Raw genomic sequence first — 20,195 nt, 5'->3', positions numbered from 1 at the left:
TAAGTACCTAAGATGTTATACGCAATCGTATCGTATCCCGTTTGGATTATAAGTTTCAGGCTTTATTTTAGCTTTGCAAACCTCTAAATATCCTTCTGCAAATGTATTCAAATTGCATTCAAAAAAATCGCATCGGCTTCAGGTAAGGAGGGATTAATTCTGATCCCAGACCCCATTTCAAAACCCGCAGGCGTGGTTAGGTAAGGGCGAATTTGACAGTACCAATGCAAATGCGGCTCATTGACCTTAAATCGGGCAGCAGTAACGATCGCATAGTTATAGGCAGGATTATTCAGCTTGATATAGAGTCGGGATAGCACCTCTTTCAGAATTTGGGCAAAAGCAAGAGTTTGGGATGGAGAGATATTACCAAAATCAGCACTATGTAATCGGGGTAAAATCAGGATTTCAAAGGGGACTTCAGCCGCATAGGGAATAAATGCTAAAAACTCATCATTAGTAGCAATAACCCGATGGCGATCGCTCATTTCAAATTCCAACATATCGCAGTAAGCACAGGTTCCCCATTCGTCAAAATAACGCTGAGCCTCATCCTCTAACCAACGCTGTCTTCGAGGCACAATAGGGGTGGCAATAATCTGGGAATGGGGATGATGGAGAGAAGCCCCTGCTGCTTTGCCATGATTCCGAAAAATCATAATAAAGAGGTTTTTGCGAAATTGAATTAGTTTTAGGTAGCGTTGATGATAACTCTCAATCACAGCCGTCACTGCTTCTAGAGACATGGTAGCTAGGGTTTGATTATGGTCTGGACTTTCGATCACCATTTCGTGATGCCCATAACCGGGCAGTTCCATGTAAATTCCTGAGTGCGATCGCTTGGGGTCAACATCTGGGGATAGCGCAGGATATTTATTTTGCACAATGCGAGTTAGCCAATTACTTCCTGTAGTACCTGTAGAGTCAGGAATTTCCAGTAAGATTGATTCATCCATATCGGGCTGACAAAATGGACAATGATCACTAGATGTATTATCAGGGTGCTGGTGTTCGTTATGAACTGCTTCAACTAATTCCGAGTGATTATTCTGAAATTCTTGGGGACGTTTACGGCGAACTGGTGAATAGATAACCCATTCACGGGTAGCTCGATTTAATCTGATATGGCTACCACTCATTAAGTTCTCCAATCTGTAAGATTAAGTTCCAATATACCTAAGGTTAACAAACAACTACTACGCCTTAGCAATTAGATTCAGAATCTTTGAATTTATCAGTAAGCTTTGAAATTAGGGTTGCGATCGCTGCTAACGGGCAAACTGTTCCCATTTTAAATATGCAAATCTTCGGACAAAATTCTAGTCCCTCAAAGCCTACTAATAAACAAGAAATTAGTTCTCCTACCTCCGAAAATTCTATCCTAGTCGTAGATGATTCCATTAATGTCCGTCGTTACCTAGCATTGCTCCTAAAAAAAGCTGGATTTAAAGTAGATTAGGCAAAGGATGGAGAAGAAGCGATCGCTAAACTATTTCAGTAAATGTGGTTTTATCAGATGTAGAAATGCCCCGACTGGATGGCTATGGATTGCTTACACAGATCAAGAATGATCCCTGCCTCCAGAACTTACCTGTAGCTATACTTACTTCTCTTAGTGGAGATAAACATCGTGAATTAGTTTTAAGCCTAGGCGCAGCAGCATACTTTAGTAAACCCTTTGTCGAAGAAGAATTAACTCAATGCCTCAAACAACTAGCATCTTCAGCATTTTTTCAGTAACAATTCTGTTGAGACCCAAAAGGTACATTTAAGAATACAAATCCATAACTAATTAAGATTATTTACCTCGATAACTCAAATTAGTGAATGCTCTAATAAATTAAGATTCGATCTAAAATATGGTGGGTAGACAACGTCTCATTTAAAGGCATAGTTTTACTTTCTAGTAATCCTAAATATAAGCATTTAATCACTTCTTCCGCTTCAGATCGAAAGCCAATATTATTATATTTATTAACAGAATTACCGTGATTAATAATCGAATTTATTTTATTAAATATTCTATTAAGTCTAATTTGTAACCGCTCAGTAATAGATCGTGATTGAATATCCTTCAGGCTAACAATATCAAGAGAAGGGGCATTTATAAATGAGTCATCAATATGCAGGCTACCTTCTTGAGCATAGATAGAAACCTTATTGGATAAAGTAGCACCTTCACTGTAAAACACACTGGCAACTTTATCTGGATAGTTAAGCAGCAATGCCCCAGTTTCATCACCTCCTTGAGAATTGGGAATGATATGTGAAGATACGGTATCTGGTTTGCCAAAAAAATATATGACTAAGGAAACTGTATAACAACCAAACGCAAGAGAAGCTCCACGACCTTTCAATCGAGTATCTAAAAGATTCGGGTCTTTTTGATACCCAAGTTCAGCATGTAACGTGCGGATATTCCCAATCTTATTTTCATCAATTGCTTGTTTAGCCATCTGAATACAAGGGTTAAAACGCATCCACATTGCTTCCATACAAAAAAGTTGTTTCTGCTGAGCCTTGCGAATAACAGCTAGAGCTTCGTCGTAACTACAGGTAAAGGGTTTCTCACACAGAAGAGCTTTATTTGCGTCTAATACAAGATGACAATGATAAGAGTGCATATGAGTTGGAGTAGAGACGTAAACAACGTCAATCTCTATATCTTGGCACAGAGATTCATAACTATTATGTGCTTTTACACCCTCAAACTTCTGACAGAACTTTTGAGCATTCTCAAACTGCCTAGATGCTACTCCTATCAACTTAGCGGCTTTAATTTTAACTAATTGTTCAGCAAACTGCTCGGCAATCTTTCCTGTGCCTAGAATTCCCCATTTAATTATTTGATTTCTCTCAATTTTTTGCACTGATGATATTTCCTAACTTAAGTTAATAAGAATTTAGCAATAGTCTTCAAATCTATGGTAAGGGTTCTATGGGTAAAAAAGTTGTCTCAATTTTGCGCTTGTAGTTGAAGCGTTCTGGATGCTGCAAAGCCTCAATTTGCTCTAGTAAATGAATGCCAAAATCTCCTGACAACCTATGATTTCTTCCTTCTAGAATTGCATTAGCCATCTCATTGGGTCCAAGCATAAAGTCTACACGTTTATCTACAGATGCTTGAACGATTGACTGCGGTAATGCAAAAGGCAGTCTTTCATATATCTGAAACTCATCAATGGGCCAAGGGATAAATTGCTCAAAATTTTTTAGTTTAGAGCGAATCCGATTAACCATATTCTCAACACGCTTCACATTTACAGGAATAGTATTTCTACGTAAAAAAACTGGTTCTGTATCATTGCGAAGGTAACGAACAAAAAGATAACCGTCATCACCCACAATCAATAATGACTTATCTTGCGGAGCAACTAGACCACAGGTTACCCTTGCCACAACGCCATCATCATATTCAATACAGCCAACACTAAAATCTGGTGCCATTGACTCAACAACTATGCCCTTATCAGGAATTTGGCAAGAGGAAAAAGAAGTTACACAGCGAGCTGGACCAAATATGGCATTAAGACAAGATAAGAAATAAGCTGCATGCTCATAGGTACAGCCTACTTCAAACTCATCTTTAGCAGGCCATGGTACTCCGAAGCTATTGTGCCACTCCCACGGACGCATCTGAGGGGCAATCATGCCGTCATCATAGTTAGCATATATCAGGCGTACTTTACCGATCTGTCCTTCGTTCACAGCTTTCCATACGGTCTGAACAGTATTCCCAAGCAGGTTACAAGGAGCGCAACCAATCCGTAAACCCTTCGTGTTTGCGTAGTTCACTAGGTTTTTTGCTTGGGAAATATCTATATCAACAGGTTTTTCTGTATATACATGCTTACCAGCATCTAGGCAGGATTTAGACACTGCATAGTGACTACGAGGGTTAGTTAAATTTAATATTAATTGAATCGATTGATCCTCTAATAATGATTCCATCGTTTGGTGAGGGGTAACTCCATGGTATTGACAGAAGCGTTCTCGGTTCAGTGGATTTAAGTCAAATGCCCCTTTAATCCTCAGATTTGAATATGATCTTGAGTTTTTTGCATATAAATCAGATACATAGCCACAACCAACTATTCCAATATTTATCATATTAAGAAACTATCAATAATTTGTTATAAAGCTGCTTAGTTTTGATACCAATATCATCCCATGATAATTTATCGCATTCATTTCTCACCAAATCGCTTAATTGATTCAAATCAATTTCATTACTTGCTTTTAATGATTTAACTAATCCTTGATTATCTTGGCATTCATAAAGTAGCCAATTTGCTGCACCTAAAGTTTCAACTATGCTACCACTACGAGGAGCTATGATCGATTTATCATAAGACATCGCTAAAATCAGACTGCCAGATGTTAAAATCTTCTCAAATGGCAATACCGCCACATCAGCAGCACTATAAAAAAGATGTATTCTACTATCTTCTACAAAACTGGGGCGAATAATAACTCCATTCATAGAAGCAGCCAATTTGGTCAATTTTTGTAAATATTCTTGATCTAATGCTTTCCCCGCAATCAAAAGGGTATTTTCTTTTGAAAATTCACCGTTTTCTTGCCAGACTTGTAAAAGGCTTTCAATACCTTTATAGGGTCGCAACACTCCCAAGTTTAGGAAAATCCGCCCAGATAGTGGGAGTTCTAAAAATTTTCTGGCTTCTGTTTGGTCAATTTTGCTACTATAAACCCCTCTGTAGTGTCCATGAGGTATAACTTCAGCTTTTGAAATATCAAACTTATAAATTTTTGTAAAATCCTGAAGGGCTGAAGAACTATGGAAAATAGCTTTATCCACCAACTTGATTAAAACTTGTTGAGTAAATCTCTCAATATTTGGAAACTTAGAATCATGGGATAAATAATTATGAATTGTCCAGACTAGTCTTACCCCTGCTAATTTAGTAATTAGAATATCAATTACAAACTTAACAGCATAAGTTATCTTTGTTAGCGTATTCTGTCCCTTCAGATAAGGGCTTAACCAATGTAGATGGAGAATGCTAATATTCTCTCCGCTAGACTTGATAGCCCTAAAAATAGGGAATACCCTAAGATAACCAAGTGGAATTGATACATTCACTCCATGATTTTCTAATGCCTTAGCCAAAAGTTCTTGATAGGGATTAATGACCCTGTAATCTGGCATCATTAAAACTTTAATAGGTTCTGCGGGAGAGTGGACAGAACTCATCACTGTAACTCCTTAAGAAATCCATTTTGTACTAAATGGCGAATTCCCTCGCTGTACATCAAATGTCGAATTTTTCCTACATAGTGGCGAGAAGGAGACCCATTAATACTTCCTTCTAAATGTACGTCGTATGCTGGTGGTAAAAGCTCTACCCCAAAACGAGAACTACACAAAGCATAAATAGTTTGTTCAATCCGCCAAAAATGTCCAATGATATCTGGTAAAGCTAGAAATTCTTCTATCCATTGCAGGTTTAATGAACTTTTATGAATTAATCCTAGCCCCGAGTTTACCCTTGGAGCTAAATCAAAACCAAGATGACTTTTTACTACTTCTGGTTTAACTGTATATGCACTATCTACATCAGCATTGAGGGTATTAAGAATATAGTCTGAATTTTCAATCCGATGAAGTAAGTCAATAGGCTCTTGAAAAAATAAAATATCACTATCCAGAAGCAGTAAGCGATCGCTTTGTAAATATAAAAGAAAGTCAAATACTTTAAGTGACAAATTATTAGTCTTCCTTAGTCCCAGGCAACGGGGATAAGATTTTAGTTGTTCCAGAACTTCTTTATTAGCATCATTTCTAGTAATAATTCTTGCATTAGGAAAATGAAATTGCAAGGTAGCAATATTTTCGCTAGTCAAACTACCATCTTCATGAATACATAAAGCATACTGCCGTTTGGAAAAATAATAAAAAGATTTTAATGCCCAAATTAAATTCAGCCAGTCGTTAGTATAAGTAAGGACATGAATTTCTGTAGTTTGATCTGTTGTATTAGTAATGGGCTTAGTATTAAGAATTTTGTATCTTACGTTATCTCGATAGTAAGCTGCTCTTAGACCATGTTCATATTTTTGTTTTATCTTTAATGCAAATTTACCTAATACACCCATAATTTTTTTATTTATGATAGCTTCTTAGCTAGTTTTTGAGAGGGGATTTCAACCATGATTCCTAGCAAATAAGCAGTGATGATAGATATTATAAGGGAAACCATCCAACATAATAATACTGATTTTGTCAAGGGATATACAAAAGATGATACAAAAATCATAACTGGTAAATGTATCAGATAAAAGCTATATGATATTTTTCCCATAAATTGTAAAGGAGATAACAATAAAAATCTTGATACTTTATAAGTTGAGATAGAGATCAGTATTAACAAGCAGCTACCAATAGCTGATATGATATGTTGTCCATAGTCATTGACATAGCTTAAAAAATATCTTGAGCCATACAAATATAATCCTAATATTAAAAAATAGTATTTAATAAAACTGATTTTTGAGTATTTTTCTAAAAACATTAATAATTGATCTTTATATAGACATGTAAGACCGCCTATTATAAATATTGGTAGATAGGTAAAATAAGGAAATAATAGAGAAAATATATTAGACAGGGTAAACATAATCAAACTATACAATACACTAACTCTCTTTTTATCTATTGTAGACATTAACATAATACAAAATGGAAAGATTAGGGATATCCTAAGCTCCACACTTAGAGTCCAAATCACAGGATTTATTAACCTTGTATCAGGTTCTAGAAATGGAGTAATTAAGAAGATATGTAAGATTGTTTGTTTAATAATTTCCTTTGTAGTAAGCACATCTTGCCAATAATCATTAATCCAATCACTCAAGCCGAATAAACTACCATGCTCATAGAATAACCTCATAAATACAGCGATTAACATTGCAATCCAATATGTAGGATAGATACGAAAACATCTCCTTTTCAAGAAATCCAGATAGTTAACTTGCTTGTTCTGAGATAAAAAAGGTAAAGCTAATACAAATCCACTAAGTACAAAAAAGAAATCTACTGCTGCGGAACCATTCCATAATATTTGAATGGGCGAGATTGAGTCCAGTATAAAGCTGAGAATGGGAATTTTAATTGAGGTATTCCAAATTAAACCAAATGCGTGAGTTACAAATACTGCAAATGCAGCTAACCCTCTAAGACTATCAAGTTCTAAATACCTTTTCATGAGATATAGTATAAATAATGATTACAACCCCAAAATTAATTTTCCAATTGCACTTATCCAAGGGCGAAACCAGATTAGTGAAGGATAGGTTTTGAGATTTTTAAATAAGTAAATGAATGCTTTATTCCTATATCCCTCTTGTTTATAAAAACCTGCTTTTCTAAGGACTATCCATTTCTCTTGCACAAGAATTTCCAGTTCTAATTTTTGTTTGTTAGGCAAATCTAGATATTCTTTATATTGATTAGCCATTTTAATTTCATCAGATCTGAATCCAAAAGCTAATCCTAGTTTCATTGTTTTACTTTCAGAATGCCATCGCCATTTTCCTAAGATATCAGTAATGAAATATGGGAAAAAGTTACCTATGAAAATGCTTCTTATGTAATATTCAATATCCATCCCGTAGTTATAAGTTTCATCAAAAAAACCACATTTTTCTAATATTTCTTTTCGCATAAAACAAACATTAGAACAGGGAAAAAGATACTGTATATTACGACTCCAAGGTAATAAATAATCTATTATATTTGAAGGATTTTTAGGTTCAATATAGCCTATTACTCGATCTTGATTATCTTGGATAATACTGGAAACACCACCAACCCAATTAACTTGAGGATCGTGGAAAACCTCTGCGATTCGCTGTAATGATCCTGGACATAGCAAATCGTCACTATTAAGATAACTCCAAATATCTCCTGTAATTAGAGCTAATCCTTTATTAATTGCGTGAGTCTGTCCGCGATCTGACTCGCTTACCCAATAAGTTAAATACTTTTCATACTTTTTAATAACTTCAACTGTATTATCTGAACTACCCCCATCAATAATGATGTATTCAAGATTTGGATAGTTTTGATTTAAGACAGAGCAAATAGTTTCCTCAATAAAATATCCTTGATTATAAGATGGAGTAATTATGCTAATTCTAGGTAAATCAGAAACTTTCATGGATATATCAGATGATTTTAAGAATTTAATAAGGATAGTACTTATTTTTGATTAATGGCAATTTTACAACGTGAAACATCTCACCACTTGGCAATTTCTTTTAAAGCTAAGTTCTTACCTTCTTCTGATGCATCATAAAAATGTCTATTTCGGGATGGCATTCGCAAGCGCGTATAACTTTGAAATATTTTTTGACTTCTGCATGCTTGATTTGGGTATTTTCCCCATAGTGCTGCCAAAATAGTCCCTGAATAAGCGATTCCTTGAACGAGTTTGAGTAAATACTCCTCTTGAACGCGATTTGCTGGAATTAAATGAGTTAATCCCAAAGATATGAACTGTCCCGTACCCAAACCAATATCACAAGCAGTAAAAGCTAAATCTGTATCACCACAAGATGTTAATAAATTGCCTCTACGATCAAGATTAGCTCTTCTACTATCTTGACTTACTAAATCCACATATTTCTCAGCCACAATTTTACGCACACACAACCCTGCTCCACAGGGAGTTGTATTATTTTGGTGAATCAGGTTTGACCACTGATCCTTATCAAAATTTCTAAGTGCCAATAGTGGCCAGTAGGGTTTTGTCCAATCTGGAGGTACTTCCTCAAATTCAGGTCTAATTTTCCCACCCCATGCCCCAATAAAGGGATAATCTTTACTTATTTTTAAGGCAGCTTCTAGGTAATCTGTATCTAAAATATTATCATCGTCCACAAATACCAGAACTTCAGCTACTGATTCTTTTATCCCTTTTAATCTTGCAGGAGTTAAACCTAATTGTTCCTCTCGAATATGACGAGAGTTGGGATGCCAACTTATATCAATTTCTTTTGAAAGTATCTTTTCACTGGCATTATCAATTAATAATAACTCCCACGATTCTTTAGATAAGGTTTGAGAGTCAAGCGCCTGTAACACACGGCTTAGATAATTTGGTCGAGGGTTGTGAGTACAAATAATAACGCTTATATGAGTTGAAAAAGTCATAAGTACTTAAATCCTATTTATTAATTTTGCAATGAATAAAATTGCTCCTCAACTAGTCTTACGATTACGCAAGATCAAGAAAATCTCCTTTCAGCAAAGGTAACAAAGGTCGCACTTAATGTAGAGAAGCATGGACAAATTTTATCATTTTTACTGGTTTTTGTTCTGATATTTCCTGTCAGTAGGTAATCCAAAGAAAAGTAAACACTTTTTGAGAGCAGAAAAACTAAAAACTATTACGGGGCTTCGCCCTGCGACCCTTTCTATTTTTAGATTACTTATGTTTACCTACTTAGTAACCTTTGATTCCTTGTCAATAGTTCCATGACTATGGCATCTTAGTCCCCCATGTTAAAGTGACATAGGTTTGGCAGGTCTTTCATCTTTAACTCTAAATAATTATATTTACAGCTTGTTGAACAATCAAGGGATACAGTGGGGTGTGGGGCTGCGCCCCACGCAGGGGTTTCACCCCTAAACCCGTACTACACAATCCCTCAAAAGGCTGTATTTATTCGAGAAAGAGTGTAAATGCCCCGCCCCTTGGGGCGGAATAACAGTCAAGGCTTGCCCCAGGGTTCATACCATTAGACCTCTTGCGTATTTAAGAGGATTGTTTTAATTCCAACTCATAGTTATAGATACCAGCAATCAAGTTAAACCTTAGCCCAAAACGTTGTCTTCGATTGCGATATCTTCCCGATAATATTCTAAATATTTTTAGTTTCCTAAAAGTATGTTCAATAGCAATTCTCTCCCTAGCTAAAGTTCGATTAGATTGCTTTTGTTCCTTTGTTAATTCTTTACCCCTTGGCTTTTTATCTGGGGTTTTACTGTTTTTATGAAGCTTCTTTATACCCTGGTATCCTTTATCAGCAATTAACCCAATGTTACTACTGATATACGTTCTACTTTTTTTGAATAATTTAAGGTCATGCTTTTTCCCTTTATCGAATTTGGTACAAATTATTTCTTTGGTTTCTATATTTATTACTACTTGTACTTTTAATGTGTGGCACTTTTGTTTACCGCTGTAACACCTCTTTTGTTTTTTTGGGACGTTCGATTTCTACCTCCACTATATCTACTGCAACTGTTTTAATATCTGTGTTATTTCCTGTAATTTTCGGTGAGATGCTAACGAAAACTCTCCTGATTCTATCAGCATATTTTCAATTCTTTTTACTGTACGACAAGCTGCTGATTCACTGCTGCCAAAGTCCCCAGCAATGTGAAATAGTGTTTGGTATTCTCTGTGATACTCTAATGTTAGTAAGATTTGGTTAGGTATTGATAGTTTTGAATGTACTCCTGCACTGCCCCGCTTAGCTTTGGTTACAATTCGTACCATTTTTAAGAATGTATCTTTTTGCACTCCACAATACCTTTTGAACTCTTCTAATGGCTTTTTACTTAATTCAATGTAAAGCATAAATTAGTTTCACTATATTTTATGTTTTTACTTTATCTTAATAGTTGCGCAAGAGGTCTTTTGATTTAAGGGGGGTGAGCAATTACTTTTTATCTTATGAAATCGTTCATTTGCATAAACTCTACGTCACATGTCACCAAACCATCAGAGCTTGGACTAATGCCTAATCCTTTATTTTGAATATTTATAACCTCAATTTCAAATGCTGAATCGGAAAAATCAAAGACAACACTATTTAAAGGATCGGCGAGCCAAAACCCAACAACATAAACTCCTGGATTTAGATATAGTTTTTTAATGCTTATTTTGACAACATTTTTTCCCTTTTGAAGAGTTGCAACTTCACCAATTGAAATAGAGTCAGGATTAACTAACTTATTACCAAATTTGTCATAAATTGTTACAGCAATGCTCCCAACTTTTGCAACTGAATCTGACTTAATTTCTAATAAAAATTCTAGGGTTCCATTTGAGTATGGTTGAAATGCAACAGTTTCATTAAGACTACTATATTTAATGTTTACAAACTTAGCTTTTCCTGTTCCAGCTTTTCGACTGACTTGCGATACATCAATCCATACATTAGGTAGTGCTTTGATAAAATTATTAGACATATAATTTAAGATAATACTGTTTGTATTTCCTTGAGACTTTAGTTGTCCACGTTCTAGCATTACACATTGAGGACATAATCTTTGGATTGCATCCATGTTATGACTTACGAATAAAACTGTTTTACCTTCTTCTTGAGAAACGTCTTCCATTTTCCCCAAACACTTCTTCTGAAACTGAGCATCCCCAACAGCTAAAACTTCATCCACAATTAAAATCTCTGGTTCTAAATGTGCTGCTACTGAAAATGCCAGTCTCACATACATCCCTGAAGAATATCGCTTGACTGGGGTATCTAAAAATTTTTCGACCTCAGAAAATGCCACAATTTCATCAAACTTTCGTTGAATCTCTAATTTACCCATGCCTAGGATTGCCCCGTTCAGATAAATATTCTCTCTGCCTGTTAATTCTGGGTGAAATCCTGTACCTACTTCCAGTAAACTCGCAATTCGACCTTTAATATTAATAAGTCCTTTGGTTGGTTCTGTAATTCTGCTAAGTATCTTTAAGAGCGTTGATTTGCCAGCCCCGTTACGACCAATAATCCCAACTCTATCTCCCTGTTTAATTTCAAAGGATACATCCTTAAGAGCCCAGAACTCTTCATGGGTAGTATCCTCTTGGCTGCCATTATGATTAAATATTTGACCCAGCGATCTCATCTTATCAGTAATTACATCCCGTAAAGCTGTATGGCGTTCCTGCCGTTGATGACCAAGGATGTATTTTTTTGATAGGTTTTCAACACGGATCACAGTATCAGTCATAGTTCAAATCTTTATTTAAATAACAATGTAAACATTAGAAGCCAATTGTATGAAAAATGTTTTATTTGCTTTTTTTCAAAAACTAAATCACGTCAGCAAAAGTCCGTTCCATTTTTCGAAAATACCAAATACCACTAACTAGCAATAAAATCACTATTACAATTGATATTAAAAAACTTGGTAAATATATTTGAAAATTTCCACCTAAAACCGCCCATCGAAACCCGTCAATTACACCTACCATTGGATTTAATGAATAGATAAATCGCCAGTTTTCAGGAACAATCTTACTACTAAAGCCCACAGGAGAAATATACAAACCAAACTGAACAATAAAGGGAACAATAAATCGAAAATCTCTATATTGAACATTCAATGACGCTAGCCATAAACCTGCACCCATAGATGCGGCGCAAGCGATAAGAATAAACAATGGTAAGGTTAAAATCTGCCAACTAGGAACGAAGTTATACCAAGCCATTAGCGCTAGTAATATCATTCCCGAAATCATAAAATCGACAAAGCTGACTACGATGGCACTTGTTGGCACAATTAGTCGAGGGAAATAGACCTTAGATAATAAATTGGAGTTACTAATTAGACTATTGCTACACTCCGACAAGGAATTAGAGAAAAACTGCCAAGGTAACATCGCTGAAAATACCAAAATAGGATATGGCACACCATCTGAAGGCAATTTAGCTAGCTTTCCAAAGACCACTGTAAATACTACCATTGTTAAAAATGGTCGAATTAAAGCCCAAGCAATTCCGATAGCTGTTTGTTTATAGCGGACTAGTATATCTCTCCATGCAAGAAAGTAAAATAACTCACGATAGTGCCACAAATCCTGCCAATATTGCTTTTCACTCCGCCCTGCTTCAATGATTAGTTCGGGCAAATCAGTATTTTGTTGATTGCTATTGTTAGTGTTTTTATTTATTACCATGTCATTCTATGACTATGCCGTTAATTTTTTTTGGGGTTTTACTGAATTGGCTGCAAGTATTTATAACCATATCATCATTGATAATCAAACTATGTTCCTTCAGTCCAAGAGTTGATATAACTGATTTGGGTTTCAGTTAAAGTATCGATCGCAATACCCATAGCTGCCAGTTTCAGGCTTGCAATTTCTTGATCAATTTCAGGGGGGAGATTAATGATTCCTGCTTCCAACTTTCCTTGATTCTTGACAAGATACTCTGCCGCTAAAGCCTGGTTGGCAAAACTCATATCCATAACACTAGCAGGATGTCCCTCCGCTGCTGCCAGATTTACCAGTCTACCTTCTCCCAAAACGACAATAGATTTACCAGTTTTGAGGCGATATTCTTGGGTAAAGTTCCGCACAAAACTGCTACTTACTGATTGTGATTCTAATGCAACTAGGTCAATTTCAACATCAAAGTGTCCAGAGTTGGCAATGATGGCTCCATCTTTCATTACTGCGAAATGCTCACCCCGAATAACGTGCTTATTTCCCGTAACAGTAATAAAAATATCTCCAAGTTTGGCAGCTTCAGTCATAGGCATAACTCGGAAACCATCCATCGCTGCTTCGATCGCCCGCACGGGATTAATTTCCGTAACGATTACACTAGCACCCATACCCTTAGCCCGATCAGCGACACCTTTACCACACCAGCCATAGCCAGCAACTACAATTACCTTACCTGCCAACAAAATATTGGTAGCACGGATAATGCCATCGAGGGTAGATTGACCAGTACCGTAGCGGTTATCAAAGAAATGCTTGGTTTCAGCATCATTAACAGCGATCGCAGGGAAGGTAAGCTTACCATCTCTAAACATTGCCTTAAGGCGAACAATACCAGTGGTGGTTTCTTCAGTGGTACCAATGACTTCAGATAATTGATGAGAACGCTCGACTACCAAAGCTGTAGTCACATCACTACCATCATCAATAATAATATTGGGGCGGTGATCTAGGGCAATTTGAACGTGACGACTATAGGTGGCATTGTCTTCACCCTTAATGGCATAGACAGGAATACCGTAATCTGCAACTAAGCAAGCAGCTACATCATCTTGGGTGGAAAGAGGATTACTAGCAATTAAGACGGCATCAGCCCCAGCAGCTTTAAGGGCGATCGCCAAGTTAGCAGTTTCAGTAGTAACGTGGCAGCAAGCGGAGATTCTAATACCGTTAAGGGGTTTTTCTATAGCAAAGCGATCGCGAATTTTTTTAAGTACTGGCATTTCCCGACCTGCCCATTCAATCCGTTGTCTGCCCAGACTTGCAAGACCAATATCTTTAATTTCGCACTTGGTTTCAGGTTTGGTGGTTTGACTGGTTACTTGACTGGGGCTTAAGGGTGAAACTGTCATGGCTATCTATCTTAATTTAGATTAGTTAATTCAATTAATAAGCATACACGATGTTATCTTTAAACCAATTTAAAGCAAGCGTATTGAGATCACAGGTAGTTGGTGTTTTAGTAACGTACAGCCATCACACTGCCGCGCATGATATATTTGGCACTTTCAATTTCAATTGGGGTACCCACCTTTACCTTCTCACTTTCTAAAATCACACCATCGCTAGTAATTTTGGCATTTGCGCCTAGGGTGACTGCGAAATCACGGGAATAGGTTTCCTCTAGTCGAGGATCGGTGATGATGTTAACAGTGCCATCTGCTTTAGGTACGGGAATTTTAGGAACTAGCACTTTTACTGCCTTAACAGTGACTTGTCCTCGGGGCTGATTCCGAATAATAATATTGGGTCTTTCCCCTGCCTTGATCAGATTATCTGCATCAACTACCGTTAAGCCCCTAACCATAATTTCTACTTCTACGGGCTTGGTTTCGGCAGTGACGATTTGAGCGATCGAGGTACCAGTATTGGAAGGTACTAGAAATAGTCCAACTAGACTTACGGAAATTACAGCGATCGCTCCCACATCGACAATACTAAGCTTGCCAAACAATCGCCCTTGTTGATCTAAAATTGCCATATAAAAACTACCTAATGCAAACTTCAAGATTATAGCTACTTATTTTCCTGAATTTATTCCCTGAGATTATTTCCTAAAATTCAAAGCAGAAAATTAATACTTGAATATTGCTAACTAACAAAGAAATACCTTAAACTAAACATTAAGAAACAAACTTGTTGTTTTAGTCTAATTTTCTTCTTTCTAGCTTAAACATCCCCTAAAAAAATCTTATAAAAATCATGACCGCAACGGTACAGGCATTAGTTAACCAACCTTATAAGTATGGATTTGTTACCCCCATTGAGTCAGACACTATTCCTAGGGGATTAAGTGAAGAAGTAGTTAGGATGATTTCCGCTAAAAAAAATGAGCCGGAATTCATGCTGGAGTTTCGATTAAGGGCATACCGTCAGTGGTTAAAAATGACTGAGCCTAAATGGGCAAATGTGGATTTTCCCAAGATTAATTACCAAGATATTGTTTACTATTCTGCCCCTAAGCAATCCAAGAAAAAATTAAGCCTTGATGAAGTTGATCCTGAACTCCTAGATACCTTTGAAAAGCTAGGTATTCCCATTTCAGAGCAGAAAAGGCTCTCTAATGTAGCTGTGGATGCAATTTTTGATAGTGTTTCCATTGCTACTACTTTCAGAAAAGATTTAGCAAAGGTAGGAGTGATTTTCTGCTCGATCTCTGAAGCACTGCATGATTATCCGGAGTTAGTTAAAAAGTACATGGGGAGTGTGGTTCCCATTGCCGATAATTACTACGCCGCCTTAAATTCCGCCGTATTTACCGATGGATCATTTTGCTATATTCCTAAAGGTGTGCGCTGTCCCATGGATTTGTCCACCTATTTCCGCATTAATAATGGTGATTCAGGACAGTTTGAACGTACCCTAATTGTGGCAGAGGAAGGTAGTTATGTTAGCTATTTGGAAGGTTGTACAGCCCCCGCCTTTGATACGAATCAACTTCATGCCGCCGTCGTTGAACTGGTAGCTATGGATAATGCCGAAATTAAATATTCTACAGTCCAAAACTGGTATGCAGGGGACAAGGAAGGTAAGGGTGGAATTTATAACTTTGTAACCAAGCGAGGTTTATGTCAAGGCGTAAATTCTAAAATTTCTTGGACTCAGGTGGAAACTGGCTCATCTATTACTTGGAAATATCCTAGTTGTGTCTTAGTTGGTGACAACTCTGTAGGTGAGTTTTACTCTGTGGCATTAACTAATAATAAGCAACAGGCAGACACTGGCACAAAAATGGTGCATATCGGTAAAAATACCCGTAGTAAAATTATTTCTAAGGGAATTTCGGCAGGCAAGTCGCAAAATAGCTACCGTGGTTTAGTCAAAGTTAGTCCCAAGGCAGTAGGAGCTAGAAATTACTCTCAGTGTGACTCCATGTTAATTGGTAGTGACTCACAAGCAAATACTTTCCCCTATATTGAAGTTCAAAATAGTACTGCTAAAGTTGAACATGAAGCTTCTACCTCGAAAATTGGCGAAGAACAACTGTTTTACTTTGCCCAACGGGGAATTGCGCCTGAGGATGCCGTATCCATGATTATTAGTGGCTTCTGCAAAGATGTATTTAATGCTCTACCGATGGAATTTGCCGTAGAAGCAGATAAGTTATTGGCTCTTAAACTTGAAGGTAGTGTTGGATAGATCGATTATTATTTAATTTATTACCTAATCTTCTCGGGTATCTTGGGCGATGATTTGTGCTTCCATCCGTTCTAATAAGTCCTGTTCTAGGATCATAAATTCCTCTTCTTCAATTTCACCTAGATCGAACTGAATTTGAAGTTTGGTTAATTTCTTGCTCAGGTTTTCTTGATCTTCCAATTCGGTTAGGACTCGATCCTGCACCTGTTCGGCAATCCAGATAAAACTATCTACAGGAAATGTCAAAAGTTTAAGGAGCATTAGTTTTATTTATTTTTCTATTTTTTCTTTGGTTATTGTTGCCTCACACTGGCTACATAGTCCAAAAAATTCTAGGGTGTGATACTGAATCTTGAAGTTGTAGCTTTGTTCTAGGCTGCTATTAAGATTATGCAGAGGACAGCTATCTATTTGAATTAATGCCCCACAGTTTAAGCAATTTAAGTGATGGCGATCGCTGGGCATAGGGCTATAGATGGCTTCACCATTGGGTAGGGTAATCCCTTTAATTAAACCTTGGGTTTTTAGTACCTCCAAAGACCGATAGACTGTAGCTAATCCCATACTTTCTGATCGCTGCCGCAACTGAGTGTATATATCTTGGGCGGAAATAGCTTGACTCAGGTGTTGGAGTAAATCTAAGACTTTTTGCTGACTGCGCGTAAGCTTCATAGAACTGAAATTTCGATTTGATCTACATCTACTTTACTTACATCTTAGGTTAGCCTAGGTATGAATTGATAATGAATTTAATTAGTACTTGACTATGAGTGCGATCGCCATTGATTTTGGCAGTAGTAATACCCTAATCGGACAGTGGAATGAGGTAACTCAATCTCCAGAAATTTTAACCTTAGATGCAATATCCACCCCACATACTTCTCTAATTCCTTCGGTGCTGTATTTTCGTGATGCTGCTCCTGATAGTGCTAATAGTGGAATACTTCGCCTTGCTGTTGGTAATCAGGTAATTGCAGGTGGTTATAGTCCAAGCGATCGCCGCTATTTTGCTCAGATTAAGCGTAGCTTATTAGTGGATAACACTCCAGAATATGTAATTAACGGACTACCTGTTAATGCTCAACTGGCGGGGAAATTATTTTTGCGGCAGATATTTAAACAGTTGCGATCGCAAAATATTGAAGTTACCGATCTTATTTTTACGGCACCTGTGCAGGCGTATGAACGCTATTTACGCTGGCTAGAATCCTGTAGTCCAGACTTAATGGATGACTTAACGAGTGGCTCAGATTTTGCGGGAGATATTCGCATTATTGACGAACCTACGGCGGCGGCTTTAGGTTATGCGCTCACGGAGCCGAATTCGCTAATTTTGGTAATAGATTTTGGTGGTGGTACCCTCGATATTTGTTTAGTCAGAACTCCCAAGGCAAAAAACTTAAATACATGGGGAGAAACCATTGGCGATCGCTACCAATTAATCATTAATGAATCTGAAGATGATCCAAACAGTGAATCTAGCTGGAAAGATCAATCTAAGGATCAACAAGTCGAGGTTATTGCTAAAACTGGTCAGTCTTTGGGTGGTGCCGATATAGATGCGTGGTTATTGGCAGATTTTATGAGTCATCATAATTCTATTCAACCTAAAACTCAGCTAAATCCAGAGGCTACCGCCATCTTACTCAACTTGATGGAACGAATTAAAGTTGCCCTCAGTACCCAAGACACTGCTACGGAGGTATTCTATGATGCCCAAACTGTTCAGGCGTTCGATATTTGCTACAGCCGCAGTCAACTAGAGAAAATTCTCCACAGCAAGGGCTTTTATCAAGTTCTACAAAATGCGATCGATGAAGTTATCAATCGGGCAGTAGCTAAAGGCATCTTAAAAATCGACCTCAAGCATATAGTTTTAGTTGGAGGCTCTAGCTTAATTCCCTCGGTGCAAACTTTAATTAGGAATGCTTTTCCCCGTGCCAAGGTTTATGGCGATCGCCCCTTCGAGGCAGTAATCTATGGAGCTTTGCGACTGAATCAAGGTTTAGGCATCAGAGATCATTTGTTTCATGACTATGCAATTCGCTACTTACCCAACTCCTGTAAGGATAATAATAACGCCGAGTGGCAATATCAGCCCCTATTTCTCAAGGGACAGGCATATCCTACCAAATATCCATTCGAGTTAATTTTGCGTGCCTCTCAACCGGATCAGTCCCATATTGATTTAGTAATTGGCGAGTTGGAAAAGCGCACAAGTACATCGGTGGAAGTGATATTTCAGGGCGATCTCCTAGTTTCAGAAGTTAATAATAAAGTGATCACCAACTTTGTACCTCTAAATGGTATCGATGCTGAGACTCCTCAGTTAGTAATTCCCTTGCAACCCCTTGGACAAATCGGTAACGATCGCCTACGGTTAATCTTTCAAATTAATGAACGGAGACAGCTAATAGTAACGGTAATTGACCTAGAAACAAATATTGAACTCTTTACGGATCAAGCGATCGCTGAACTTCATTAATTGGATTAAATTATGGGCATCCAGTACCGTCAGCTTGCTGAATTGCCCCTAGTAAAGTAGTCACTATGGTACACCGTTTAAGATTATCCTTGGTGATAGTTACTTGGCTTGGGATGGTGATTACATTCACCGTTACATCTTTCACTCAATGTCTGCCAAATTGGAGTTTGCCCAGCCTTAAATTAACAACATATTGCTCAATAATTCATCGACGGAGATACCTGAAATAAGACCAGATTTTCGGCAACATCCGTAGCTAAAATATGAAAGCTCGTAAGAAACCTTAAAGTTAGTTATGCACATTCTAATTAGTAATGATGATGGCATCTATGCCCCTGGAGTTAAGGCATTAACTGATGCTTTAAGTGGTAGTGAATATGAAATTACCGTGGTTTGTCCCGATCGCGAACGCTCTGCCACAGGTCACGCTTTAACTTTGCAAGAACCCGTGCGAGTTGATCAAATTAAAGACTATTTTCACCCTGATGTTAGTGCTTGGGCTTGTTCAGGTACACCCAGTGATTCGATGAAGTTGGCTTTAGATGCGATCGTTACGACTCGTCCAGATTTGGTATTGTCAGGAATTAACCGAGGTTCTAATTTAGGAACTGATGTGCTGTATTCAGGTACGGTATCCGCTGCTATGGAAGGGGTTTTGGAAGACTTACCCAGTATTGCCTTTAGTTTAACAAGCTTCGCTTCCCTTGATTTTAGTGCGGCGGCGAGTTTTGCTCAGAAGTTAGTGCAGGCGATCGCCTATAATCCCTTACCTGAATCTATGCTCTTAAATGTTAATGTTCCAGCTATACCTGAGATCGATATTTGTGGGGTGATGGTGGCAAAACTAGGCATTAGAAAATGGAAAGATGTGTTTGAGAAAAGAGTTGACCCAAGGGGAAAAATTTATTACTGGTTAGCGGGAGTAGTGATAGAAGAAGAAGCTGCTGTTGATACGGATGTACAGGGGATTAAAAATAATTTCATCACGATTACACCCTTAAAGTATGACCTCACTTTAGATTCAGCCTTACCTTTGATTACTGACTGGTCTAAAACCCACCTACAACTGCAATAAAGGAGAA

General features: G+C 37.4%; 19 protein-coding genes and 1 pseudogene. 5 read left to right on the top strand and 15 right to left on the bottom strand.

Going from position 1 to position 20,195, the window contains the following annotated elements:
* Positions 1-107 precede the first annotated feature (107 nt).
* The gene (gene galT / locus SYN7502_RS15105; RefSeq protein ID WP_015169630.1) at positions 108-1,139 is read right to left on the bottom strand and encodes a galactose-1-phosphate uridylyltransferase; all 1,032 of its coding nucleotides are present in this window, start codon (positions 1,137-1,139) and stop codon (positions 108-110) included.
* Positions 1,140-1,225: 86 nt separating this feature from the next.
* Here galT and SYN7502_RS21065 point away from each other — a divergent pair, with 86 nt between their 5' ends.
* Positions 1,226-1,459, top strand: coding sequence for a response regulator (locus SYN7502_RS21065; protein ID WP_041429541.1), 234 nt, complete (start codon positions 1,226-1,228; stop codon positions 1,457-1,459).
* Between the two features lie 44 nt (positions 1,460-1,503).
* Complete coding sequence (locus tag SYN7502_RS21060) at positions 1,504-1,740, top strand: response regulator (protein ID WP_041429539.1); 237 nt, start codon at positions 1,504-1,506, stop codon at positions 1,738-1,740.
* A 92-nt stretch (positions 1,741-1,832) separates the two neighbouring features.
* Here SYN7502_RS21060 and SYN7502_RS15090 read toward each other — a convergent pair whose 3' ends face one another.
* The 12 genes and pseudogenes from SYN7502_RS15090 to SYN7502_RS15035 form a co-directional block, all read right to left on the bottom strand.
* Positions 1,833-2,870 (bottom strand): Gfo/Idh/MocA family protein, encoded by a 1,038-nt coding sequence (locus SYN7502_RS15090; RefSeq protein ID WP_015169629.1) that lies wholly within the window; start codon positions 2,868-2,870, stop codon positions 1,833-1,835.
* Positions 2,871-2,922: 52 nt separating this feature from the next.
* Complete coding sequence (locus SYN7502_RS15085) at positions 2,923-4,110, bottom strand: Gfo/Idh/MocA family protein (protein ID WP_015169628.1); 1,188 nt, start codon at positions 4,108-4,110, stop codon at positions 2,923-2,925.
* Between the two features lies 1 nt (position 4,111).
* Complete coding sequence (locus SYN7502_RS15080) at positions 4,112-5,173, bottom strand: glycosyltransferase (protein ID WP_210391294.1); 1,062 nt, start codon at positions 5,171-5,173, stop codon at positions 4,112-4,114.
* A gap of 41 nt (positions 5,174-5,214) precedes the next feature.
* Entirely contained in the window at positions 5,215-6,117 is a 903-nt protein-coding gene (locus SYN7502_RS15075; protein ID WP_015169626.1) for a hypothetical protein, read from the bottom strand.
* Positions 6,118-6,128: 11 nt separating this feature from the next.
* The gene (locus tag SYN7502_RS15070; RefSeq protein WP_015169625.1) at positions 6,129-7,226 is read right to left on the bottom strand and encodes an acyltransferase family protein; all 1,098 of its coding nucleotides are present in this window, start codon (positions 7,224-7,226) and stop codon (positions 6,129-6,131) included.
* Positions 7,227-7,247: 21 nt separating this feature from the next.
* Entirely contained in the window at positions 7,248-8,180 is a 933-nt protein-coding gene (locus SYN7502_RS15065) for a glycosyltransferase family 2 protein (RefSeq protein ID WP_015169624.1), read from the bottom strand.
* 80 nt (positions 8,181-8,260) lie between these two features.
* Positions 8,261-9,175, bottom strand: a complete 915-nt coding sequence (locus SYN7502_RS15060; protein WP_015169623.1) for a glycosyltransferase — start codon at positions 9,173-9,175, stop codon at positions 8,261-8,263.
* A gap of 604 nt (positions 9,176-9,779) precedes the next feature.
* A pseudogene (locus SYN7502_RS15055) lies at positions 9,780-10,607 on the bottom strand (IS5 family transposase).
* An 89-nt stretch (positions 10,608-10,696) separates the two neighbouring features.
* Positions 10,697-11,989, bottom strand: coding sequence for an ABC transporter ATP-binding protein (locus SYN7502_RS15050; protein WP_015169622.1), 1,293 nt, complete (start codon positions 11,987-11,989; stop codon positions 10,697-10,699).
* Positions 11,990-12,071: 82 nt separating this feature from the next.
* Complete coding sequence (locus tag SYN7502_RS15045) at positions 12,072-12,938, bottom strand: ABC transporter permease (protein ID WP_015169621.1); 867 nt, start codon at positions 12,936-12,938, stop codon at positions 12,072-12,074.
* Between the two features lie 89 nt (positions 12,939-13,027).
* Positions 13,028-14,341, bottom strand: coding sequence for an adenosylhomocysteinase (gene ahcY, locus SYN7502_RS15040; RefSeq protein ID WP_015169620.1), 1,314 nt, complete (start codon positions 14,339-14,341; stop codon positions 13,028-13,030).
* Positions 14,342-14,448: 107 nt separating this feature from the next.
* Positions 14,449-14,997 (bottom strand): DUF4330 domain-containing protein, encoded by a 549-nt coding sequence (locus tag SYN7502_RS15035; protein ID WP_246828931.1) that lies wholly within the window; start codon positions 14,995-14,997, stop codon positions 14,449-14,451.
* A gap of 194 nt (positions 14,998-15,191) precedes the next feature.
* Here SYN7502_RS15035 and sufB point away from each other — a divergent pair, with 194 nt between their 5' ends.
* On the top strand, positions 15,192-16,628 hold the full coding sequence (sufB, locus tag SYN7502_RS15030; RefSeq protein ID WP_015169618.1) for a Fe-S cluster assembly protein SufB: 1,437 nt from the start codon (positions 15,192-15,194) through the stop codon (positions 16,626-16,628).
* Positions 16,629-16,652: 24 nt separating this feature from the next.
* Here the strand turns inward: sufB and SYN7502_RS15025 are convergent, their stop codons facing one another.
* Together SYN7502_RS15025 and SYN7502_RS15020 are read right to left on the bottom strand one after the other, a co-directional pair.
* Positions 16,653-16,889 (bottom strand): gas vesicle protein GvpG, encoded by a 237-nt coding sequence (locus SYN7502_RS15025; protein WP_015169617.1) that lies wholly within the window; start codon positions 16,887-16,889, stop codon positions 16,653-16,655.
* Positions 16,890-16,898: 9 nt separating this feature from the next.
* Positions 16,899-17,300, bottom strand: coding sequence for a Fur family transcriptional regulator (locus tag SYN7502_RS15020; protein WP_015169616.1), 402 nt, complete (start codon positions 17,298-17,300; stop codon positions 16,899-16,901).
* A 94-nt stretch (positions 17,301-17,394) separates the two neighbouring features.
* Here SYN7502_RS15020 and SYN7502_RS15015 point away from each other — a divergent pair, with 94 nt between their 5' ends.
* Positions 17,395-19,113, top strand: a complete 1,719-nt coding sequence (locus SYN7502_RS15015) for an Hsp70 family protein (RefSeq protein WP_015169615.1) — start codon at positions 17,395-17,397, stop codon at positions 19,111-19,113.
* Positions 19,114-19,408: 295 nt separating this feature from the next.
* A complete protein-coding gene (gene surE, locus SYN7502_RS15010) occupies positions 19,409-20,188 on the top strand; it encodes a 5'/3'-nucleotidase SurE (RefSeq protein ID WP_015169614.1) in 780 nt (259 codons plus the stop codon).
* Positions 20,189-20,195 lie beyond the last annotated feature (7 nt).

The sequence above is a fragment of the Synechococcus sp. PCC 7502 genome (assembly GCF_000317085.1).
Taxonomy (GTDB): domain Bacteria; phylum Cyanobacteriota; class Cyanobacteriia; order Pseudanabaenales; family Pseudanabaenaceae; genus PCC-7502.
Note: the sequence above shows the minus strand (reverse complement) of the source record. Positions and strands in the feature narration are given on the sequence as shown.